The organism is Streptomyces sp. NPDC001339 (assembly GCF_042895955.1).
Taxonomy (GTDB): Bacteria; Actinomycetota; Actinomycetes; order Streptomycetales; family Streptomycetaceae; genus Streptomyces.
In genome coordinates, this window is sequence record NZ_JBIAWT010000009.1 from 1 (window position 1) to 19,491 (window position 19,491).

The 19,491-nt window shown below is 66.6% G+C and carries 14 protein-coding genes; 8 read left to right on the forward strand and 6 right to left on the reverse strand.

Going from position 1 to position 19,491, the window contains the following annotated elements; translation table 11 throughout:
* Positions 1 to 90: 90 nt before the first annotated feature.
* The gene (locus tag ACFY12_RS25530; protein WP_390718226.1) at positions 91 to 234 is read right to left on the reverse strand and encodes a hypothetical protein; all 144 of its coding nucleotides are present in this window, start codon (positions 232 to 234) and stop codon (positions 91 to 93) included.
* A 178-nt stretch (positions 235 to 412) separates the two neighbouring features.
* On the opposite strand from ACFY12_RS25530, the gene ACFY12_RS25535 reads away from it, so the two are divergent.
* The 8 genes from ACFY12_RS25535 to ACFY12_RS25570 all read left to right on the forward strand — a co-directional run bounded on the left by ACFY12_RS25535 (position 413) and on the right by ACFY12_RS25570 (position 12,171).
* Positions 413 to 5,383, forward strand: coding sequence for a phage tail tape measure protein (locus ACFY12_RS25535; protein ID WP_390718227.1), 4,971 nt, complete (start codon positions 413 to 415; stop codon positions 5,381 to 5,383).
* Positions 5,380 to 6,288 (forward strand): hypothetical protein, encoded by a 909-nt coding sequence (locus ACFY12_RS25540; protein ID WP_390718228.1) that lies wholly within the window; start codon positions 5,380 to 5,382, stop codon positions 6,286 to 6,288. Before ACFY12_RS25535 ends, ACFY12_RS25540 begins: the two co-directional genes overlap by 4 nt.
* A complete protein-coding gene (locus ACFY12_RS25545; protein ID WP_390718229.1) occupies positions 6,285 to 7,217 on the forward strand; it encodes a hypothetical protein in 933 nt (310 codons plus the stop codon). The genes ACFY12_RS25540 and ACFY12_RS25545 overlap by 4 nt, the downstream gene beginning before the upstream one ends.
* Positions 7,214 to 8,305 carry a hypothetical protein gene (locus ACFY12_RS25550; RefSeq protein ID WP_390718230.1) on the forward strand — a complete coding sequence of 364 codons (1,092 nt, stop codon included), beginning with the start codon at positions 7,214 to 7,216 and terminating at the stop codon, positions 8,303 to 8,305. Before ACFY12_RS25545 ends, ACFY12_RS25550 begins: the two co-directional genes overlap by 4 nt.
* Positions 8,306 to 8,321: 16 nt before the next feature.
* Entirely contained in the window at positions 8,322 to 9,809 is a 1,488-nt protein-coding gene (locus ACFY12_RS25555) for a hypothetical protein (RefSeq protein WP_390718231.1), read from the forward strand.
* 675 nt (positions 9,810 to 10,484) lie between these two features.
* Positions 10,485 to 10,844 (forward strand): hypothetical protein, encoded by a 360-nt coding sequence (locus tag ACFY12_RS25560; protein ID WP_390718232.1) that lies wholly within the window; start codon positions 10,485 to 10,487, stop codon positions 10,842 to 10,844.
* Positions 10,845 to 10,907: 63 nt separating this feature from the next.
* Complete coding sequence (locus ACFY12_RS25565; protein WP_390718233.1) at positions 10,908 to 11,951, forward strand: N-acetylmuramoyl-L-alanine amidase; 1,044 nt, start codon at positions 10,908 to 10,910, stop codon at positions 11,949 to 11,951.
* A 4-nt stretch (positions 11,952 to 11,955) separates the two neighbouring features.
* Positions 11,956 to 12,171 carry a hypothetical protein gene (locus tag ACFY12_RS25570; RefSeq protein ID WP_390718234.1) on the forward strand — a complete coding sequence of 72 codons (216 nt, stop codon included), beginning with the start codon at positions 11,956 to 11,958 and terminating at the stop codon, positions 12,169 to 12,171.
* Positions 12,172 to 12,580: 409 nt separating this feature from the next.
* On the opposite strand, the gene ACFY12_RS25575 is transcribed toward ACFY12_RS25570, so the two are convergent.
* The 5 genes from ACFY12_RS25575 to ACFY12_RS25595 all read right to left on the reverse strand — a co-directional run bounded on the left by ACFY12_RS25575 (position 12,581) and on the right by ACFY12_RS25595 (position 19,457).
* Entirely contained in the window at positions 12,581 to 14,278 is a 1,698-nt protein-coding gene (locus tag ACFY12_RS25575) for an Imm49 family immunity protein (RefSeq protein WP_390718235.1), read from the reverse strand.
* Between the two features lie 367 nt (positions 14,279 to 14,645).
* Entirely contained in the window at positions 14,646 to 15,071 is a 426-nt protein-coding gene (locus ACFY12_RS25580; protein WP_390718236.1) for a hypothetical protein, read from the reverse strand.
* Between the two features lie 209 nt (positions 15,072 to 15,280).
* Complete coding sequence (locus ACFY12_RS25585; protein ID WP_390718237.1) at positions 15,281 to 16,141, reverse strand: immunity 49 family protein; 861 nt, start codon at positions 16,139 to 16,141, stop codon at positions 15,281 to 15,283.
* Entirely contained in the window at positions 16,138 to 19,023 is a 2,886-nt protein-coding gene (locus ACFY12_RS25590; protein WP_390718238.1) for a hypothetical protein, read from the reverse strand. The genes ACFY12_RS25585 and ACFY12_RS25590 overlap by 4 nt, the downstream gene beginning before the upstream one ends.
* A complete protein-coding gene (locus ACFY12_RS25595) occupies positions 19,020 to 19,457 on the reverse strand; it encodes a DUF6507 family protein (protein WP_390718239.1) in 438 nt (145 codons plus the stop codon). The genes ACFY12_RS25590 and ACFY12_RS25595 overlap by 4 nt, the downstream gene beginning before the upstream one ends.
* Positions 19,458 to 19,491: the final 34 nt, after the last annotated feature.

The window sequence follows — 19,491 nt, forward strand, 5'->3', positions numbered from 1 at the left end:
AGCGGCTCGATCCGGCCCCACATCGCATCAGTGATCACTAACCGGACGGACACATCCGATCAACTGACCAGCCGATCAAAGAGACACGCTCTAGGGCGTATCCAGTGAGTCGCTGATGATGGACCTCAAGCCGGCCTCGATGTCTAGCATTCCGGTCACCTCACCCAGCAGTACGAGGTACCGCTCCCCCAGCCACCGCATCACCGCATCGTCGTCCAGCATCTCGTCGTCCACAGCACGTCCTTCCTGGAGGGGTCCTCATAGGTAAGAGGCTGGGAAGCCCCGCAGCGTGAACCGCGAGACCGAAGAAATTCCGCACCGGCCCAAGATCAACTGACTCATCGAACACGCCGCAGCCGCCCGGCGTCGGGAGGGGATATGTGAGGGGCGCGGGGAGTAAGGGCACCAGCAGGTGTCGTCGTACACGCTCAGCGTTCAGGCGCGAGCGGACTTCGCGAACCTCCTGTCGGAGATCCGGCAAGCCTCCCGCGCCATGCGGGGCCTCGGCCGCGACACCGACGCCCTCAACCGCCACCTCCACCAGATCGGTACGGGGGCTCGCGACTCCTCGTCCGGGCTTCGTGGGATCGGCCGTGAGGCAGATCGAGCACGTGGTGGTCTGCGCCGTGTCGGCGCCGACGGGCAGGCGTCGATGCGTCAGCTCCACCACGGCATCGTCTCCTCCCGCCAGGAGCTGCACCATCTGCAGCAGCTCGTGGTCGGCGGCGGCATCGTTGCCGGCCTGGCGGAGATCGCGAAGGAGGGCAACGAGTACCAGCGCGCCATCAACAAGTGGGGTGCGGTCACCGGCGCCAGCGGCCAGGAGATGGTGCAGGCCGCGGCGAAGGCTCGCGAGCTCGGCGCTGATCTGACGATCCCCGGCACGTCGGCGGTCAAGGCCGCCGATGCAATGCTGGAGCTGGCGAAGGCAGGCCAGACCAGTACCTCGTCGATTGCGAACGCTCGGGCCGCCATGCAGCTTGCTGCGGCAGACAATCTGAGTGCGGCTGACGCAGCCCGGTATCTGGGCGACGTCATGGACCAGTTCGGCCTGTCGTCGAACAATGCCGGCCGGGCCGCCGACCTTCTCGCCGCCTCAGCGAACGCCGCGTCGGGCGGACTGCAGGACATCTACTACGCGATGTCCTACACGGGACCGGTCGCCGCCCAGTTGGGCATTTCGATCGAGGACACTGCGGCCGCAGTGGCGATGCTAGCCCGCTCCGGCATCCTCGGCTCCAAAGCCGGAACCACTCTGCGGGGAATGCTCACCAACCTTGCCCGTCCCACGAAGCGGATGGCGCAGGGCCTTGAGGAGCTCGGCGTCGAGGCGTGGGACGCGCAGGGAAATTTCAAGGGCCTGCGGACAGTGATCGAGGGCTTCGAGAAGGCCCAGCACCGCATGTCGCAGAAGGAGTTCCTGGGCTCCTTGGCGGATGTGGTCGGCAAGCCGGCGCTTGCTGGTGCTGCCGCGCTGGCGCATCAGGGAGTCGAGAGCTTCGACCAGATGCACACGGCCATCGCCCGTACCGGGGCGGCCGGTGAGATCGCCGCCTCGCACACCAGGGGTCTGGCTGGCGCGGTCACCCAGCTGAAGACCCAGGCGTCCAACACCGGCCAGGTTCTGTATACGTCGGCGGCCCCGGCGTTGGAGAAGTTCACGCGTCTTTTGGCAGCGAGGCTGGGGAAGGCCACGCCGTCGGTGGCAGGTGCCTTGGACTATCTGCACGACTTGTGGACGCTCGCCGGGCCTGGTCTATCGACTGCGGCAGCATCGGGTCTGGATGACCTCGCTGATGCCTTCGATGGCGTCGGCGGCTCGGTGAAGGACGTGACGTTCGATGCTGCTGCTGCCGCGTTGAACGTGCTGGTCAACGGTGGCCGTGCGCTGATGCAGGTGCTGCGCAATGTCGGTCAGGCCGTAGCACCTGTGGCGCAGGCTCTCGCGGGGATGGGCGAGGAGGCGGACGAGGGGGCGAGCAGCCTGGACCTCGTCGTCACCGTCTTGAACCTTGCCTCCGACGGTTTCGGAACCTTGTCGGGTGCTCTGGTGCCGGCCGGGCACGCCGTGGCCTGGTTGGTGAGGGGCTTTTCGTCGCTGCCGGGGCCGGTGCAGTCTGCGATCACCGCGATGCTGCTGGCGCGCCGGGTGACCCCGGCGATGCTCGACCTGGGGCGGACGGTTTCGGGTCCGGTTGTTCGCGCCTACCAGTCGCTTGGTCAGCAGATGCGCGAGCAGGAGCAGAGGGCTGCTGAGTCTGGGCGGTCCATCGGCCGTGTCGGGCAGGCCCTGGCTGTTCTTGAGTCTCGTGTCCCTGTGGTGGGGCAGATGGCGTCGGCGTTCCGCAACGCCAATGGCCCCATCACGGGGACGGTCCGTGCGATCGGTGTGGGCTTGGGCGGTGCGGCCCGTGGCCTGATGGGGGCGCTGGGCGGCCCGTGGGGTGTCGCGCTGGCTGCCGCCGGCACTGGTTTGTCGATCCTTGCCGATCATCAGCAGAAGGCGGCGCAAGCTGCTCAGGAACACCAGTCAAGGATCAGCAGCCTCAGCCAGGCATTGCGGGAATCCGGGGGTGCCATCAACGAGAACGTACGGGCAGCGGCAGCACAGCAGATCATCGACGCCAAGGTCTTCGACGGCAAGGCCCGGCTTGTTGACGTGATGGCCAAGGCCGGTGTTAACGCCCGCCAGTTGACCGATGCCTACCTGGGGCAAGATGGCGGCCTTGGCACCCTGCAGAAGCGCCTGAACGATACGGCGAAGGCTCATGAGAAGTGGATCGCTACCGCGGGCGGTGGCGCTAAGGCGTATGACGACGAGGGTCTGGCCGCGGCGCGGGCTGCCGACGCGCTCGGCTCCGTCAAGGGCGAGATGTCGCAGGCGGTGAAGAACGCCAGGGATCTTGCCGACGCCACGGGCAAAAGTGGCCGGTCCGCTTCCGACACGGTCGGCCCGTTTGGGAAATTCTCCGATGCCATGCGGCGCCTTAGTGATACGACGGCCGACGCCGACAGCCGGGCCCGTGCCCTGCACGATGCGCTGAATGTTCTCGCTGGCGGGTCGGTGAATCTGGAGGCCGCGCAGGCCCGGCTGAACAGGTCGGTCCTGGACGTGAATGACACCATCAAAAACGGTGTGGATCAGGCCGACGGCTACGGCAAGTCGATGCTGAACATGGATGGGTCGCTGGCGACGGTCACACGCAACGGGCAGAAGCTGCGGGACCTCCTGGAGAGCCTGTCGACGAATTCGGCGGATGCGGCGCTCGCGGCCTACCAGTACGCCGAAGCCAACGGTAAGAGCGTGCCGGAGGCGCTCCAGGCTGCTCAGAGCGAGATGACGAAGGCCCGCGAGGCCGCGATCAAGGCGGGCGAAGCCTACGACCTGTCCTCCGAGGAGGCCGCGAAGCTCGCTGATAAGGCCGGGCTCGTGCCCAGCCAGGTGTCGATTCTTCTGCAGACCGCTGGCATGGACGAGACGATGTCCGAGCTGATCGCGGTGCAGCAGGAGCTCAAGGCGTTCCCGGACCGGCAGTCCGTCACCATTTCCACGCTCAGCAATGAAGCCAGGTCGGATCTGGAAGAGCTGGGCTTCAAGATCAAGGATCTCAAGGACCGGCAGGTCCAGGTCACTGCGCCGACAGGAATGGCGCGTGCGGATCTGGATGCGCTGATCGCGAAGATCGGGCAGACGCCGGGCAGCAAGCACGTCACGGTGACCGCTTCAACGCAGGCGACGGTCAACAGCCTGGAGGAGGTCAAGCAGAAGATCGCGAGTGTCCCGGGCGGTAAGACGGTCACCGTGAGTGCGCCGACCGGCGAGGCCCGCAGGCAGCTGGAGGACCTGGGCTTCAAGATCGCCGAAGTACCGGGCAGTAAGAACGTCGCCGTCACCGTTCCGACGAGCGGGGCGACGGAGGCGGCTGGCCGGATCCAAGGCGCGATCAACGGGATCACCGGCCGGTCGATCGGCGTCGGCGTGTTCCTCAAGGCCACCAGCTCGGACAGGGACGCCAACGGCATCCCGGACATGATCCAGGCCCCGCAGGCACGCGGCTCGGTCATCGACTACTACGCCGACGGCGGCGTGCGCGAGAACCACATCGCGCAGATAGCACCCGCCGGCGCCATGCGGGTGTGGGCGGAGCCGGAGACTCACGGAGAGGGCTACGTGCCGCTGGCAAGGTCGAAGCGTCCTCGCTCGCGTCGGATCACCGAGGAGATCGTGCGGCGGCTCGGTGGTGATCCGGCCGGGATCGACTGGTACGCCAATGGCGGCCTGTCGAACTGGTCGTATCAGCCCCTTGGCAGCTCCGGACTGTCCCTTTCCGGTGTCATCTCGAAGTCGCAGCGCAAGGACAAGGACGGCGAGGAGAACTTTGACCTGGGCCTGTTCGAGAAGAATCTGCGTGACTCGGTCCGTACCGCCCAAGGCTGGCGGAGCGACCTGGTGACCGTTGCCCGGCGGGCCGGTACGGATGTGGCCAAGGCCTTGGAGGACATGGGCGAGGACGGTGTCGAGCTGACCCGGAAGATGGCTCGCGGCTCCGAGGGGTACCTGCGCGACATGGCCACGCAGCTGAAGGCTCTCGCGGGCACTGCCCGCTCCACCCTTGGCGATTTCACCGGCCAGTTGAACAACGCGGCGAGAAGCAACAGAGCGTTCCAGGACAACCTGGCCACGCTCGTTTCCCGCGGTTACACCGCCCTGGCCGAGCGGCTTGCCGAGCAGGGTGACGAGAACGCCGAAGCCCTGGCCACCCAGGCGGTGCAGGACCGGAATATGGCCGAGCAGGCCAACTCGGCGGCGAAGAATGCCGCAAGCGCGCTCGATGGCGATCAGCTTGCCGACTTTGTGAAGGTGATCGGGGCGCTGGCGACGAACAAGGGCATTCACGCCGTCGCCGAGTCCACCGGCCTCGCCGAGGATCGGCTCATTGAGATCGCCAACCGGGCAAAGAGTCAGATAAGGAAAACAGGCAAGGCTGACCGGTTCCTCGCTGACCTGGTCAATGCGAACGCCGGGAAGGCGTACGCGGACGGCGGCCTGTGGGAGCCGGGTGTGTATTCCTCCGGGCGTGGGCTGATCAAGTTCGCCGAGCGGGAGACCGGTGGCGAGTCGTACATCCCTCATGCCGAGGCCAAGCGGAGACGTGCGACCGCTGTGCTGGCCGAGACCGCGGACCGGTTCGGATACGGGCTTGCCCCGCGACGGCTCGTCGACGCGGCGCAGGGAAATACGCGGGTCGTGGTGGTGCACCAGGCGCCGGCCATTGGGCAGCAGACCATCCACGTCACGCGCTCCGGCGCGAGTGCCGGTGACATCGCCTCCGCCGTCGCGTACCAGATGCGCCGTGCCCGTCGTGGAGGTGTCCTGCGGTGAGCGGCGAGCTGGAGGACTTTCAGTTGGAGTTCGCTGGAATCCGGTTCGGGCACGGCACGAACATTCCGATTGCCCGGATTGAGGGCCTGGGCCGTCCTGGGGTGCGGGGTGAGGTGGTGGAGCAGCCCGGCGCGGATGCCGCGTGGCTGGGGCCGGACTGGTATGAGGCCCGCACGCTGCGCATCGACTGCAGCGTGAAGACCCCGGGTGATGCGGCGGCCGCGGCCCGCCTCGTGTCGCAGGTGCAGGAAGCGGCGGACGATCCGCGGGTGCGGACGGTGGGCGGTGCGGTGATGCCGCTGCGGATCAAGTGGCCCGGGGCCCCGGTGCGGGTCTTGTTCGGGCGGCTGAGGAAGGCTGAACCGTCATGGGAGGAGGCGGCGTTCGGGTGGGTGCCGTTGGATGTCGAGTTCACCGCGCCGAATCCGCGCTACTACGCGGACGTTGAGCAGACGGCACAGCTCAAGCTGGGCTGGCTGTCGGGTGGCGGATTCACTGCCCCTGTGCAGGCTCCGATCCGCGTCACCAGTGGCAACCCGTCCGGGCAGGCGCGTCCTGGCTGGGTTACCAACAACGGGCGGACAGAGACGCACCCTGTCTTGACGGTTTATGGACCGTGCGCGAACCCGGAGATCACGCACGTGGGCAGCGGTCGTTGTGTGCGTCTGCCGGTCACGCTTTCCGCCGGCCAGTGGGTGCGTGTCGATACTCGGCCCGGCCAGGTCCAGGTCGTCCGCGACAACGACGGCAGCGTCCCGACGGCCTCCCGACTCGACGACTTCGTCCTGCCGCCCGGACGCAGCGAGATCCGCTGGACTGCCACAGACCCCACCGCCACCGCGCGCCTTACTGTCGCCTGGCGCGACGCCTACATATCCCTCTCACAGCAAGGACTCACGTCATGACGCTCGCGCAAGCCCCTCTGCTCGTCGACGGCGCTACACATTCGGCGCAGACTTTCCGGCAGATGATCAAAGATCTCTCCCGCGGCCAGGAGGGTGTCACTGAAGCGCCTGCTTTGAAGGTGGCGCCGCTGCCGGTGCCTGGGGCTGGGGTACAGGTGGGCGACGGCTCGGCCGTCGTCCGGGGCAAGGCCAACATGTGGCAGGGCTCCTACACCGCCTACAACATCGGCGCCACGACGGTGCCCGTCGCGCCCACGGGTGCCACGCCCCGCTCCGATCTCGTTGTTCTGCGAGTCACAGATCCGGAGTACGAAGGGGCTCTGGACCCGGCAGCCGATGCCATCAACACGTTCGAGGTCATCCCCAACGTCGCCAAGACCGCGACCGCGGTGCCTCCCGGCGTCACCGGCATCCCCCTGGCCCGCCTGGACCTGCCGGCCAATACGGGTACGGTGACGGCCGCGATGATTCAGGACCTGCGGAAAGTCGCCAATCCGCGGAGGGAACGCACCCTCTACTCCGCCTATCCGTCCCAGCGCAGCAAGGCATGGCAGGACGACGGCCAGTACCATACGTGGCCGACCGAGGCGCGCTGGATGATCCCCGTTCCGGAATGGGCCACGAAAGCGATCATCGTGGTGACCCTGGCGGGGCTGCGGCTCGACTTCGCCGATGTCTACGGCGTCATGCATCTGATTCTGGGCGATGTCGTGGGCCAGGGCACCGTCATTGATGATGACCAGGGCAAAGCGATCCGGCGCACCACTGCCGTGGTTGCCGACACTCTCACGGTCCCTGCCGAGTACCGCGGCACCAACCGGTCGCTGTTCCTGCGGACCCGGATGGATACAGAAGACAAGGGTGACCTGTCTGTCGACGAGGGCACGTCCATCGTCGCCGACGTCGAGTTCACCGAGGGACCGGTGTGACCTACCGCTACCTCACTCAGGATGCGCTGACCGGTGAGTGGCTCTCCCCGCACCTGCCGCTGACCGACGTGGAGTTCGGGCCGGAGCTGAATGGTCCTGGGCATCTGCGAGGGACTCTCGCCCCTCGGCTGGCCTGGCTTCATCCCGAACTGGCGGATCCGGGCAACACCTTGATCTACGTCGAGCGGGACGGGATGCTGCGCTGGGGTGGCCTGATCTGGCAGGCCGAACCGGAAGGCGGCGAGCTGAAGGTCGAGGCCGCGGGCTGGTCGTCGTATCTCCAACGGCGGCACGACCTGGATGGAGAACTGGGTGGGCGCGGCCCCTACGTCAACACCGATCCGTGCAAGATCGCCCGGGACATCGTGGCCTACGCCCAGTCCGTTGTGGACGGTGACCTGGGCCTGACCGTGGACGCCACCACCTCAACGGCGACCGTGGGCACGCCTACCGAACCGTGGCACTCACGCTGGTGGGAGACCCCTGTCCTGGGAGATCACTTCGACGGCCTCGTAAAGGCCCCCGACTCCCCCGACTACACCTGCTCCACCTGGTGGGGCGAGCACCGGCGGCCCGTCCGCCGTATTCAGCTCGGATATCCCCGCCTGGGAGCCCGCCGCACCGACGTGGCGTTCACCAGCGGCATCAACATCATCGGCTCCACCCCCATCACCTACAGCGCCGACGACTACGCCCAAGTCGTCATCGCCACCGGCAGCGGCGAAGGCCGCGCCCAGCAACGCGCAGTCGAAGCAGCCCGGAACCACCGACTCCGCCTGGAGCACGTCCTGGAGCTACCAGAGGTCCGCGGCAAGGACGTCCTCGCGCAGCGGGCGAAAGCAGAGCGCCTACGACGCCAAGTCCTCGGCCAGGTCGATCAGATCACCGTCCGCGACCACCCTTCGGCGCCGATCGGCTCCTGGCAGGTCGGCGACGATGTGCGGGTCACCGTCCGAGACCAGTGGACGAACTGGTCCGGCTGGTGCCGCATCACCGGCTGGACCGTGCGGCCTGACACCGAGGCCGGCGAGACCGCCACCCTCACCCTCGCCCGCGCGGACGCATACCACTACGGCACAGCCGCATAACCGAAGGAAACTCGTCATGACTGCCGACATCGGTACCCGACTCGCCATGTTGGAGAAGCGAGTCCAGGCCCTCACACGGGCGCCGAAGCTCGCCAATGCCTCGATCGAAGACGGCGCCCTGGAGGTGTACGACGCGCAAGGGTCGCTCCGCGCCCTCGTCGGCCAGCAGCCGGATGGCACCAGCGGCGTCACCGTCGTCAACGGCCCTGCGCCTCCCACACCTGCCGCCCCGATGGTCGAGGCAGTCCTTGGTGCCCTGGCTGTGTCGTGGGACGGGAGTTTCACCGACGCTGCGGTGGCTCCGCTGGACTTCGCCCGTGTGGAGGTCCATGTCGGTCCGTCGCCTGATTTCGAGCCGACGCAAGGGACGCTGCGCGACACGATCGAGACGCCGCAGGGCGGGTCGTGCACAGTGCCGCTGCCCTACACCGACTGGTGGGTGCGACTGCGCGGGCGGAGCCTGTCCGGCGCCGCAGGCCCCGCCAGCACTGCCGTGGCCGGAACGCCTCGTCGGGCGGCTGCCGCGGATCTCCAAGCGGGGGCGGTCACCGCGGACACCCTTGCCGCGGACGCCATCTCGGGTAAGCACATCACCGGTGGCACCATCAATGGCGCGATCGTCACCGGCTCCACCGTGCGGACCGCAGCATCCGGCAACCGCGTGGTCGTCACACCTGAACCGCCCGCTCCGCTGGAAGCGATCCCGTCGATCCTCCTGTACTCGGATTCCGACATGGAAAAGGCGCCGGGCACGCTGAAGGCCAGCGTGAATACCGATGCCACCGCTCTCCCCTATGCCGCTCTGACCGCGCCAGCTGTACAGATCGACCGATGGCATCTCCCAGACGCTTCTAGCCTTTCCCTCCTGTCCCCTCAACTCGGCGTGCGCGGCGGCTCGTTCAACCTCACGGCTACATCCGGGCTTAATAGGGACCACGGACAGTCTCAGCTACGCGGAGTCAGCGCCAACGGGCCGACCGGCACCAGTAGCTGCGAGATTTACGTCGAAGACGGCAGGGACGCCCCCGGAGGTTCGGGGAACCTCGGCGCCCGCTCCTTCCTGACCATGGAAGGAGCGAAGGTGACTGTCCGAACCGCCTCAAACGCTGAAGACACCCAGACTGCCTTCACCACGGCCGGCATCTCCGTCGACGGCTGGATCACCCACACAGGAACTGACTGGACCCGCATCACTGCGCTTGCGGCCGACGTGAGCTCCGACGCTACGAGCCCCGCAATGGTCCGGGTCACCGCTCACCGCACCATCGAGCTGTCCGGCTACGTCACCCTCAAAGACCCCCAGATCCGGCCCGGACGCCAACTCGCCGTCCTGCCCGAGGGGTACCGCCCCGCCGTACGGAGACACGTACTCGTCCCGTCCACAGCGAACGGCACGATCCTGCGGATCGACATTGGCGTCGACGGCACACTTCAGCTGTTTCCGATGACCGGCAACCGGAGTACCTGGGTGGGGTTCGATGGAGTGAGCTGCCGAGCCGACTGACCAAGCACGAAATCCGTTGCGGCGCTGGTTTTCCGCAACTTGCCTCATTGTGTGACGCGCTGGACGTAACATCGATCTGTGCCACGGCACGCAGCCCCTTCGGCAGCTCGCGCACCCGGACAACGGGTTCGGGTGCTCCAAAAGGAGGTGGCCAATGCGTCGACGGCACGTCGGGGATCTGCTCCAGTGGCTGAGGCAACTGGTCCAGAGGCTCGGACGACGCGAATTAGCCCTGATCGTCGTGGGATCGTTTGTCTCTGCGGTGGTCGCGAAGCTGGTGGACATCGTTCTGTAGCCGACGACCGTGGTGCCGTTAACACCACGGTCGCCGGCCGCTAAAGGGCCGCACCCCAGGGGCCCTGCTCTGCTCGACGGAGCAGGGCCTCCCCCTTCGGGTGCCGGGCCAGCTTGATGGTTAGAACCGCCGCCAACAACTACTCATTGCCTCACACTCCAACCTACGAGTGCCCCTAAGGATAGAAGATTAGGCCAATCCCTGAACCTAAAACGCTAAAGAAAGATACTGCTAAACCTATCCGTTAAGAACCACCAACTAAGGCTTTCGTATCGTTACCTGCAAGTTCCCACGACACAAGGTGCGAGACTCACAAGAGACACGGTCGGAGCGTCCGCACCCGTACGATCAAGGTAGGCGTGGGGCCACCAGGAGGATCGGTGTCCGTGCCGCCGAGCGCCGAGCCCACACTGTGGGAACTGCACCGTGCCGTGTCGCAGCTGCGTGAGGACCTGCGCGGCGATCTCGCCCAGCTTGCCGCCCGCCTGGACCGGGTGGTCACCCAAGATGTCTACCGGGCCGATCAACGAGCGGTCGATCAGCGCATCAGTCAGGTCGAGGCCGGCCTGGCTGGGCTGCGTGGCGAGCATGATCAGGCGACGGAGCGTGCCGAGCAACAGCGCCGTGAGGACCAGGCGCAGACCGCGGCGACGCGCCGGTTGGTCTTCAGTTCGTTCGTTTCGCCGGTGCTGTTGATGGCGCTGCAGTTGTGGCTCGCAGCGCGCGGCACGAGCCCATAGCTGGGGCGATGGGGGGCGGTTGAGTTTTGAGTTTGGGCGCGGGGAGAACAGTGAGCGTCGAACGTGGCGACACCTATCAGTGCTGACCGTCTCGTTGCTGCGCTGCGCGCCGAGGGCGTGCGTGTGGCGGAGCGGTCAGGGTGGAGAACCCACAACAGGAATCACAAGGGGCCGTGGGGCCCGGTCAACGGGATCATGATCCATCACACGGTGACCTCCGGCACCAGCAACACCGTCAGCATCTGCGAGCGCGGATACGACGGGCTGCCGGGACCGCTGTGCCATGGCGTGATCGCCAAGGACGGCACCGTGCACCTGGTCGGGCACGGCCGTGCCAACCATGCCGGCCGCGGCGACGGGGACGTGCTGCGGGCCGTCATCGCGGAGCGGGCGCTGCCGAAGGCAGACGAAGCCGATACGGACGGCAATACGCACTTTTACGGTTTCGAGTGCGAGAACCTCGGCGACGGCGAGGATCCGTGGCCGTCTGCCCAGCTGGACGCTATCGAGCGCGCGGCTACGGCGCTGTGCCGCGTGCACGGCTGGAGTGCGGCCAGTGTGATCGGGCATCTGGAGTGGCAGCCGGGGAAGATCGATCCCAAGGGCTTCAGTATGGGCTGGCTGCGCGAGCGGGTCGCCGCGCGGCTGAAGGCGCAGCCTTCCGGCGGGGGCTCCAGCGACGGCGGCAGCTCGGCCTACGTCGTCACGAGCGGTGACACGCTCTCCGGCATCGGCAAGAAGCTCGGCATCCGCTGGGAGCGGATCGCTCAGGCCAACAAGATCACTGCCCCGTATGTCATCAAGCCGGGGCAGAAGCTCGTGGTCCCGGCGGAGACGAGTGGGGACTCGTATGTCCCGCCTCCGTTTCCGGACGGTCTTGCTCCGGGTCGCTCGTCACCGTCTGCGAAGGGTCTTCAGCAGGCGCTGAAGGACACCGGATGGCTCGACCCTTCGGTGCCGCTCTCCGACAACTACGGACCCCAGACCCAGAAAGCTGTGGCCGGCTTCAACCGCAAGCACAACTTGTTCACCACGGGCAGCCCCAACGATCCGGCGATCGGCCGTCGTGGCTGGGGCCTTCTGCACCGACTCGCCTACGGAAGCTGACACCTTGATCGACTTCATCCACACCCACAGCACTCGCCTGTACGCCATAGCCGCTGCGGCGCTGTCTCTCGTCACCTACTACGTTGAGGACCTGCCGAGCGGACTGATCCTCGCCTTGGTCGCCGCGATTCTCGGCACCGGCGAAGCCGTACAGCGCGTCGAAGACCGCAAGACCGCCAAGGCCCTCCACCAGGAGCCGCCCCTGTCTTCGCAGCTCTGAACCAGGTGCGGCTGGCCGTCGGGGACTGGCGCGGAGGCAGATGCTCCTTGCCCAGTCCCCGACCCTGGTCGGCTCAGGCCCTGCAGCGGACTTCTGCCCCTACTTGATCAGACAGTTTGTGAGCGACCTCGGGAGCGGCTGGAGCTGGCCAGACGAGAATGAGGGGCTCCTCGCCTGGTCCTTCGTTATCGTCGATCATGAGTTCCTCCGGGCCCCGGTCGCGGCCGCGGGCGTGCATACGGCCCCGGGAAGGACCGGGTGGCGCTTCGGTGAGGTCGGGCAGTTCCTCGTCCGCGGGCAGTCGCTCGTGACTCCGGGCCGGTCGCCTGGCGGGTCAGGCGTACCTAGACGACCTCATCCCAGAGCTGTGTGCCGACCGCGTCCGGTGCATGACTTCGGACGCCGACGGTCACGTGACGTCACAGCTGTCAGCGTTCGGGGACGACGCGTTGGCGTCAGGCAACAACGCTCCCGTCTGAAGCAGGCGTTGCGGCAAGTAGGGGGATGTGACCCGGATGTTCCAGCCCTTGCGGCGGGCGTGGCAGGTCAGGGCAAGGATGTCGAGGTTGATGGCAGCGTCGCAGTCGTCCGCGCGGTCAGCGACCCGGTAGTGGTCGCGGTGGGCTTCGAGGGCGTCGGCCAAGGCTAGGTTGAAGCTCTCCTCGTCGCCGTCGACAAGCTGTGAAAAGAGGACTGCGGGCGGTGGGAAGAAGCCCCAGTCTTTGGCCTTCTCGGCTTCCCGCAGGGCCTGCTCGGTCGCCGGCTCGGGGTCGGCGGCCCTGAGGTAGTCGTGGAGGGCCACACGGTAGGAGGCGAACGCGGAGCTGTCCTTGAGGCTGTAGGTAGGGCCGGTGAGGACCAGCGGGGCGAGGTCCTCGCGTGCGCCGGTGATCAGGGCGAAGTTGGTGGCGATCTCCCAGTGGCCAGGGCTTGTGTCCTCGTCCCGGGTCGCTGGGTAGCGGAGCGTGCGGCCGTCGATCGTCACCTCGGCCTCGGTGCCCGGCTCGGCCAAGGCGATACGGAACAGGGCCGCCCCCAGCTGGGAGGCCAGGCGCAGGGTGGCGAGTTGGGCGTCGGTGACATCGTCGGAGTGGGAGGCGCGGGTCTTGAAGAGAATCTCCTGATCCTGCAGGGCGCTCGCGACCGGCCATACGGCAAGGAGCTTTCCGTCCACGGGGGTGATGGCTTCCCGGGTGTGCTGCTCGAACAGAGCTTCGCTCTCCGGGTGCAGGGGCAAAGGGCGGTCCGGCCGCTCGATGAGAACGGGGCCGGCGGCCAGTGCGGCGACTGCGTCCGGGCGCCGGTTGCGGCCCAGGCCCTCGACCCGTGGGCCGGGGGTTTCGAATCCGGTGACCAGGGCGTGCGGGAGGTAGTCGGTGTCGAGGGCTGGCTCCCAGCCCAGGTTGCGGTATGCGAGCGCGGTCAGGGCGAGCGGGAGGAGCGGGAGGAGGCTGCGTGGCTGGGCGCCCGGGCCGGACAGGGCGCTGTGCGGGAGCAGAAGGGCGGTCAGGCCGGAGTGGAAGGCTTCCTGGTCTTCGGCGGCCAAGGCGCGCAGAGTCGTAAGCCCCACGGCGTGCGGGTGGTCGAGGAGGCGTCTGCCGTCCTCCTGTTCCCGGTTCCCGATCCGGGCCAGCGCGGCGTCGAGGGCGGCGAGCTTCTCCTGGGCGCTCGGCGGGTAGTCCGCGTCGTCGCCCGTGTCGCCGATGACGTGGGCCATGAAGCCGTTGACGAGTTCGACGGCGGGATCGCCTGCGTTCTCGCGGAACTTCTGGCGGGCGAAATGGAACGCTTCGCCGTGCCACTTGGCCTTGTCCGAGAGGATCACAAGACAGAACGCGTCGATCCACTCCTGAGGGGTGACTCGCTCCTCAGGATGGTCTTTCTCGCCCGGCTCGTAGCTCATCCCGAAGTTCACGTAGTTGAGGAAGATGTGGAAGGAGCAGTGCGGATGGTATGCCGCGTAGGCGACGGCGCCGGCCGCAGCCTCAGTGGCGTCCTTGAGGACGGCTTCGGCCTCCGGGCTGTTGAGGTCGGGCGTGTGCACGGAGAGCGCGCCGAGGTAGTCGAGGAACTCCTCGGCCAAGCACTGCCATTCGTACGTGGTCATCCGGCCACCCCGCGACATGGACCGGACCTGACCCCCGATTCGGTTCGCGAAGTCCGTATGCGCTGCCGAAACCGCTGCCTCGCCGACTCGGTGACGCTCTATTCGCACTGCCAACTCCTTGTCCTTTGACCCGTTTTTCAGCCGAATGGGGCTGTTGTGAACCTATGCATTCGATATGGGGATCGGACTCGCGCTGGCCTACATAGCCATTGGTGTCGTTCTGCTCGTCGACTGCGGCGGATTCGTCCGGCGCTGGTATGCGCGAGTACCGCGCAAGGCAGCTGAGCAGCACCGCTACCGTCGCAGCCCTGGTCATCTGGCTCCGCACAAGATCGGTGGCGCGAACGGCTACTCGCACGGCGTTTGCTCAGAGCGAGGGCAAGCCGTGCTCGTAGCACTCGACCTCGTAGTACTGGAGCATGTGCGACACCCGCTCCCTGACTGACCCTCGCAAGTAAGGGATGGCGTTCTCCAGGTACGGCCTTGCCTCAAGGAGGCACTCCAATATCTGGAAATAGACGGTGCTGCGCCGATGCTCCCCGGCGCCGTCGTAGATGTCCTCCACGAAACCGAAACATCGCCGCAGCAGATTGCTGTCCGGTTCCGCCTGCTCCAAGGCTGGCAGGAGAACCGGCCTCGTCAGGAGGTCGATCAGGTTCGCGTACAGGTCCAGCCCCGTGTCGACTGTCGGCAGTGCCTCATCCTGCTGGAGCTCGTACTTCTCCTCGACAAGATGTCTGGTCTCAGGAATGCGCTCGACCAGGAGAGTAAGGACATCGTCGTCAGTGATCACAGTTCGCCTATCCCCGTCATGCGACGCCCCCCTCGATGGCGTCCTGGGCGGCCGCGACGACCGGTTCCAAAACCTCCGTCGCCTTGTCCGTGGAAGTCATGCCGAGGAACGCTCGTGGCCATCTGAGCCCCGGCTCAGAGATCGCCTCGCCAGGCGCGGTTGAGTGGCTCGCTGGGAGAGGAGACGGACTTGACCACTATGCAGGTGCCTCACGTGGGGAACTCGCCGAACCAACCGCGCTGCAGGAGATGCTTGGGCAGGTACTCCGACTCGACCTCGATTGGGATCCCCCCGTCGTAGGCCAGGCAGGCAATGGCAAGAGGGCCCAGAGCGATGCGACCGTCGGGGTCCTTTGCCCGGTCCTCGTTGGCAGTCCAGTACGCCTTGTGGAGCTCCAGCGCCTCCAGCAATGCCTGGTTGAAGCCCTGCTCGTCTTTGGTGACGAAGCGGTGGAAGAGGTTGATTGGCGGGTAGAGCACGGCCTGCAGCAGATCCCGGGGAGTGACCGAAACCGCGTCCGGGTGCGATGTCTCAAGCGCGGCGATGAGCTTGTCCACCAGCCCCGGCCGCTGCAACCAGTACGTCTGCAGGACGTCCACCCAGTGATAGATGTATTCGTCGTAGGCGCCCTCGGGCGAACGGAGGCGGTCGAGCGGGATCTCGCACAGCTCCGTCATTCGTTTCTGGTCCCGGCAGACGACCGCGAGCCAGAATGACGTCAGCCAGTTACCCGCGTCAGCGAACGAACTCGGGCCGAGTGCAGGGATATTGCGCAGCTCCCGGTTGATACGGCACTGGATGGTGCCCTCGCTCACGCCTGCCGCGGCGAACATCGCCGAGCCCAGCTGCATGGCGTTGACGACCGCCTCCCACGTCTCCAGCTCGGCTGCTCGTGGATCGACGGTGCAGCGGGCCTGCAGGTGCAGAAGAGCGGTATTGAACGTGGAGTTGATCATCTCCGAGGACTCGTCGAGTTCATCGATGTCCTCGATCAGGTCCTGGCCCAGTTCCTCTGCCCACTCCGCGGCGTTGGGCCCTGGCGTGCCATGCCGGTCAACTGTGACGGTCACGGAAGGCTCCTTTTGGTGATGTCGAATCGCCGGTACTGGTAGCCAGTATATATCCCGGAATTCTTCTCCCCCTTGACGACGACGTATTCTAGCTTGCCTGACTTGAGCGCCTTTTCGAGATTTCGCGCGAGACGCCTTTCTGCGATATTGTGTTCGCCGCGCTTTTTCATTTCTCGAATAATGTCGAAGAAATATTCCTGGGATCCCTGGGACACACGCTTTCCGTTGGGCAGATTTCGAGCACCCAGCTTCGTGTCCACACTGCTCTTGGCCTCGACGACGACGTACCCGCCGTCCTTACGCTTCCAGACCTGGTCGAACTGGTCATTGCCGTTCGCAGGGCCGTCGAGTGGTTGGCGAACAGCGCCCTCGTGATGCTCGGCGATGTAGTGGTGCTCGGCCACGGTTTCACCGAAGGCTTCAGTCTCCTTGCCCATCGCGGTGTGGGCTTCCTTGTAGAGCCCCTTGTTCTCTCCCCAGAGCCCGCCGGTCTCGAAGGTTCCGTGCGTTTTGTGAGCCTGGGCGGCATCCTTCTTCAAGGACTCCGCGATTTTGTCCCACTCGATAGCGAAGTGACGGTTCCGTGCGGATTCTTCCAGCTTCTGGCGCCTACCGCTGTCCGTGACTGTGTCCGCGCCCTCCTTCAGGTAATGGGGGTCGAGGAAGTGGGGCTTGGGAGGCTCGGGAGTGTCCTTGACGCGGACCAACGGACCATCATCCGACAGCCGGGTCAGCTGAGGCGGAGTGAACCCGCTCTCGTCCGTGAGTTCCAGGTTCTTACGGTCGCCGAGGTGTTCGCCACCCTTGTAGTAGTCCTTGAAGTACCCGGGTTCATGGTTGGCACGGTAGACCTGGATCTCCTCGATCTGCTCCCGGGTGAGGGAACCACGCGGACCGTACGGGTTGTCGCCCTCGCGCATGAAGCTGGGACGCGCCGCAGGATCGCGCTGTGGCGACGGACTGTCGCCCGCCGGGGCGTGCGTGTCGTTACCGGCCCCCGGAGAATCGGCGTGGGCGGAGCTGCTGCCGGCCACATCGTGTCCGGTACCGGTGCCTACGGGGCCGTCGCCCTGATGCGGGATGGGCGGACCGTCGCCGGAGCCGTGGCCGCCGCTGCGCGTGCCACCCGTTTCGGCGGTGTGACCCGCGCCGCTCGTGGAGTTGTCCAGCCCTCCAGCGCCCGACGCGTGGGGCGCGGTCCCACCGCCCGGGGTGTGGCTGTTGGTGGGCATGTGGTCGCCTGCGCTGCCACCCGGGGTGCCGTGGTCACCAACGCGGCCCGTGGGGGTGTTGTCGCCTGGCCCGGTGCTTCCGTGGCCTGCGTTGTCACTGGTGCGGACCGGATCGGAGATGTCCGAGCCGACGCGTGTGATGTCGTCGCCGCGTCCGCCGACGCTGGCTAGGGCAGGCTGTTTCTGGGGGGCCGGTGTCTCGATGCGTGGGTTGTCCGCTCCCGTGGCAGTTGGGGCGGGCTTCTCCTTGGTGGCGTCTTCGGCACGCTGGAAGAGGCTGCCGTCCTTGTTGTAGAGGTCGCCTCCAGCATGCATGTACTTTCCGGTGAAGGGGTCCTTCAACGTGTTCGGCGGGAAGGTGACCGTGCCATCGGGCAGTTTGACATTGCCGTTGGGGAGCCTGGTCGCCCCTTCGGGAATAGGGGTGTCCTTGGGCAGCTGAACGGTGCCGTCCGGCAGCTCGACGGAGCCCTCCGGCGGGCTATATGCACCATCGGAGATCTTCGGGACCTCCGCGTGGCCGGTGTTCTTGAGGTGGGCCACCAGGTCGCCGATCTTCGACAGGCCCGCGCCTGCGCCCTTGAAGACATACGTCATCGGGTCGATGGCATGGCCGACCTTGCCGGCGACGGACACGACCTTGGCCACGGTGCCGGCCTTGCCCGCGCCCGAGATGGCGGCGCCGCCGCCACGAGTGACGATGGCGGTCAGGACATTGAAGGTGACGGCGCCGGCGGCCCGGGAGGGGTTCGATCCCCACTGGTCCCAGGCCACGAGCGCCTTGCCGGTCTCCTTCATGGCCGTACGCGATTCCCGCAGCCAGGAGGGAAGTTTGTCCTCCGGCGCCGCCCAGAACGCAGCACCCAGCCCCAAGGGGAGGGTGGTGATCGCAACCCCGGTGGCGAGCTGGGCCAGACCCTTCCATGCCTGGCCGGCGGCGTCCGCGCCGTCGAAGCCGATGAGGGTGCCCAGCCCCTTGATGGTGCCCCAGACACCGTCGACGATGACGCCCTTGCCGAAGTCGTAGGCGTGCTCCCACACCTGCCACCAGGGAACGGACTCCTCGACCGCGTCGCCCCAGGGCAGGCTCTTGGACTGCTTGAGGGCTTCGGCGTCATAGCCGTACATGCCCTGCTTGTTGGAGCCGTCGTTGACTGTGAGGGCCTTGCCGCCCACGAGGGCGACGATCGTGGCGTGGCAGTCGCGTTCAGCTGCCTGGAACGCGGTCCACACCTCGGCGATCTTGTTGCGGCGACTCAGGTTCTCGTCGGTCAGGTCGCCGTCCTCGCGCCATTTGTCATCGCCGTCGACCTTGTCGCGGAAAGCGGCGGCATCGGCCTTGAGCTGCTCAAGCTGCTTGACCAGCGGCCTGACCTCACGGGCGTAGGTACCCAGAGCCCCGGCGATGGTGTGCGCGTCCCGGCTCAGGTCATGCGCGGTGTCCGCCACCGGTTGGGTGACGCCGAACAGCTGCTCCGCCTCGGGCGCCTTGTAGAAGGCGGACAGCCCGCCGAAGGACTTGTGGACGTCCGACCCGGCGGTCTCCACCTTGGAGCCGCCGCTGGAGATGGCCTTGATCTTGGTTTCGAGAACGTCCAGATTGCCGGTGAAGACCGGCACCTCGGCCGGGTCGACCGGCGCGTTATTCATCTCTTCCCCCCGAAGTCCTTCAGCGCATCCACCTGCACGGCCGAGGCAGCGTTCTGGGCGTTCTTCGCCGCTTCCAGATCGCCCTGGACGTATTCATTGGTGGCTTTGGCCGCGCCCAGGACGGCGGCCTGGCAGCGATCGGCCATCGCCTTGAGGTTCTTCTTGCGCTGCGTCGCGTACTCGGCCAGCGCCGCGGCGACCGGGCCCGTCGACTGCTGCTTCGCCCACAACGGAGCCTGCTGCGGCACTACCGCCGGCCCCTGCGGACGCATCATCACGGCCTGCGAGCCCGGCACCGCCGTCCCCGCCGCCGAAGCCGCCTCCTGCATATCCGCAAGCAGCGCGGTCAGGGCTTTCCCCAGGTCCTCGGAGTGTGTGCCGACGACCTTCAACTGGCCCTGCACACCCTGCGGCTGAATGTCCCACGACGCCATGAACGCCCCCTGCATACCTCTCTGTCACACCGGC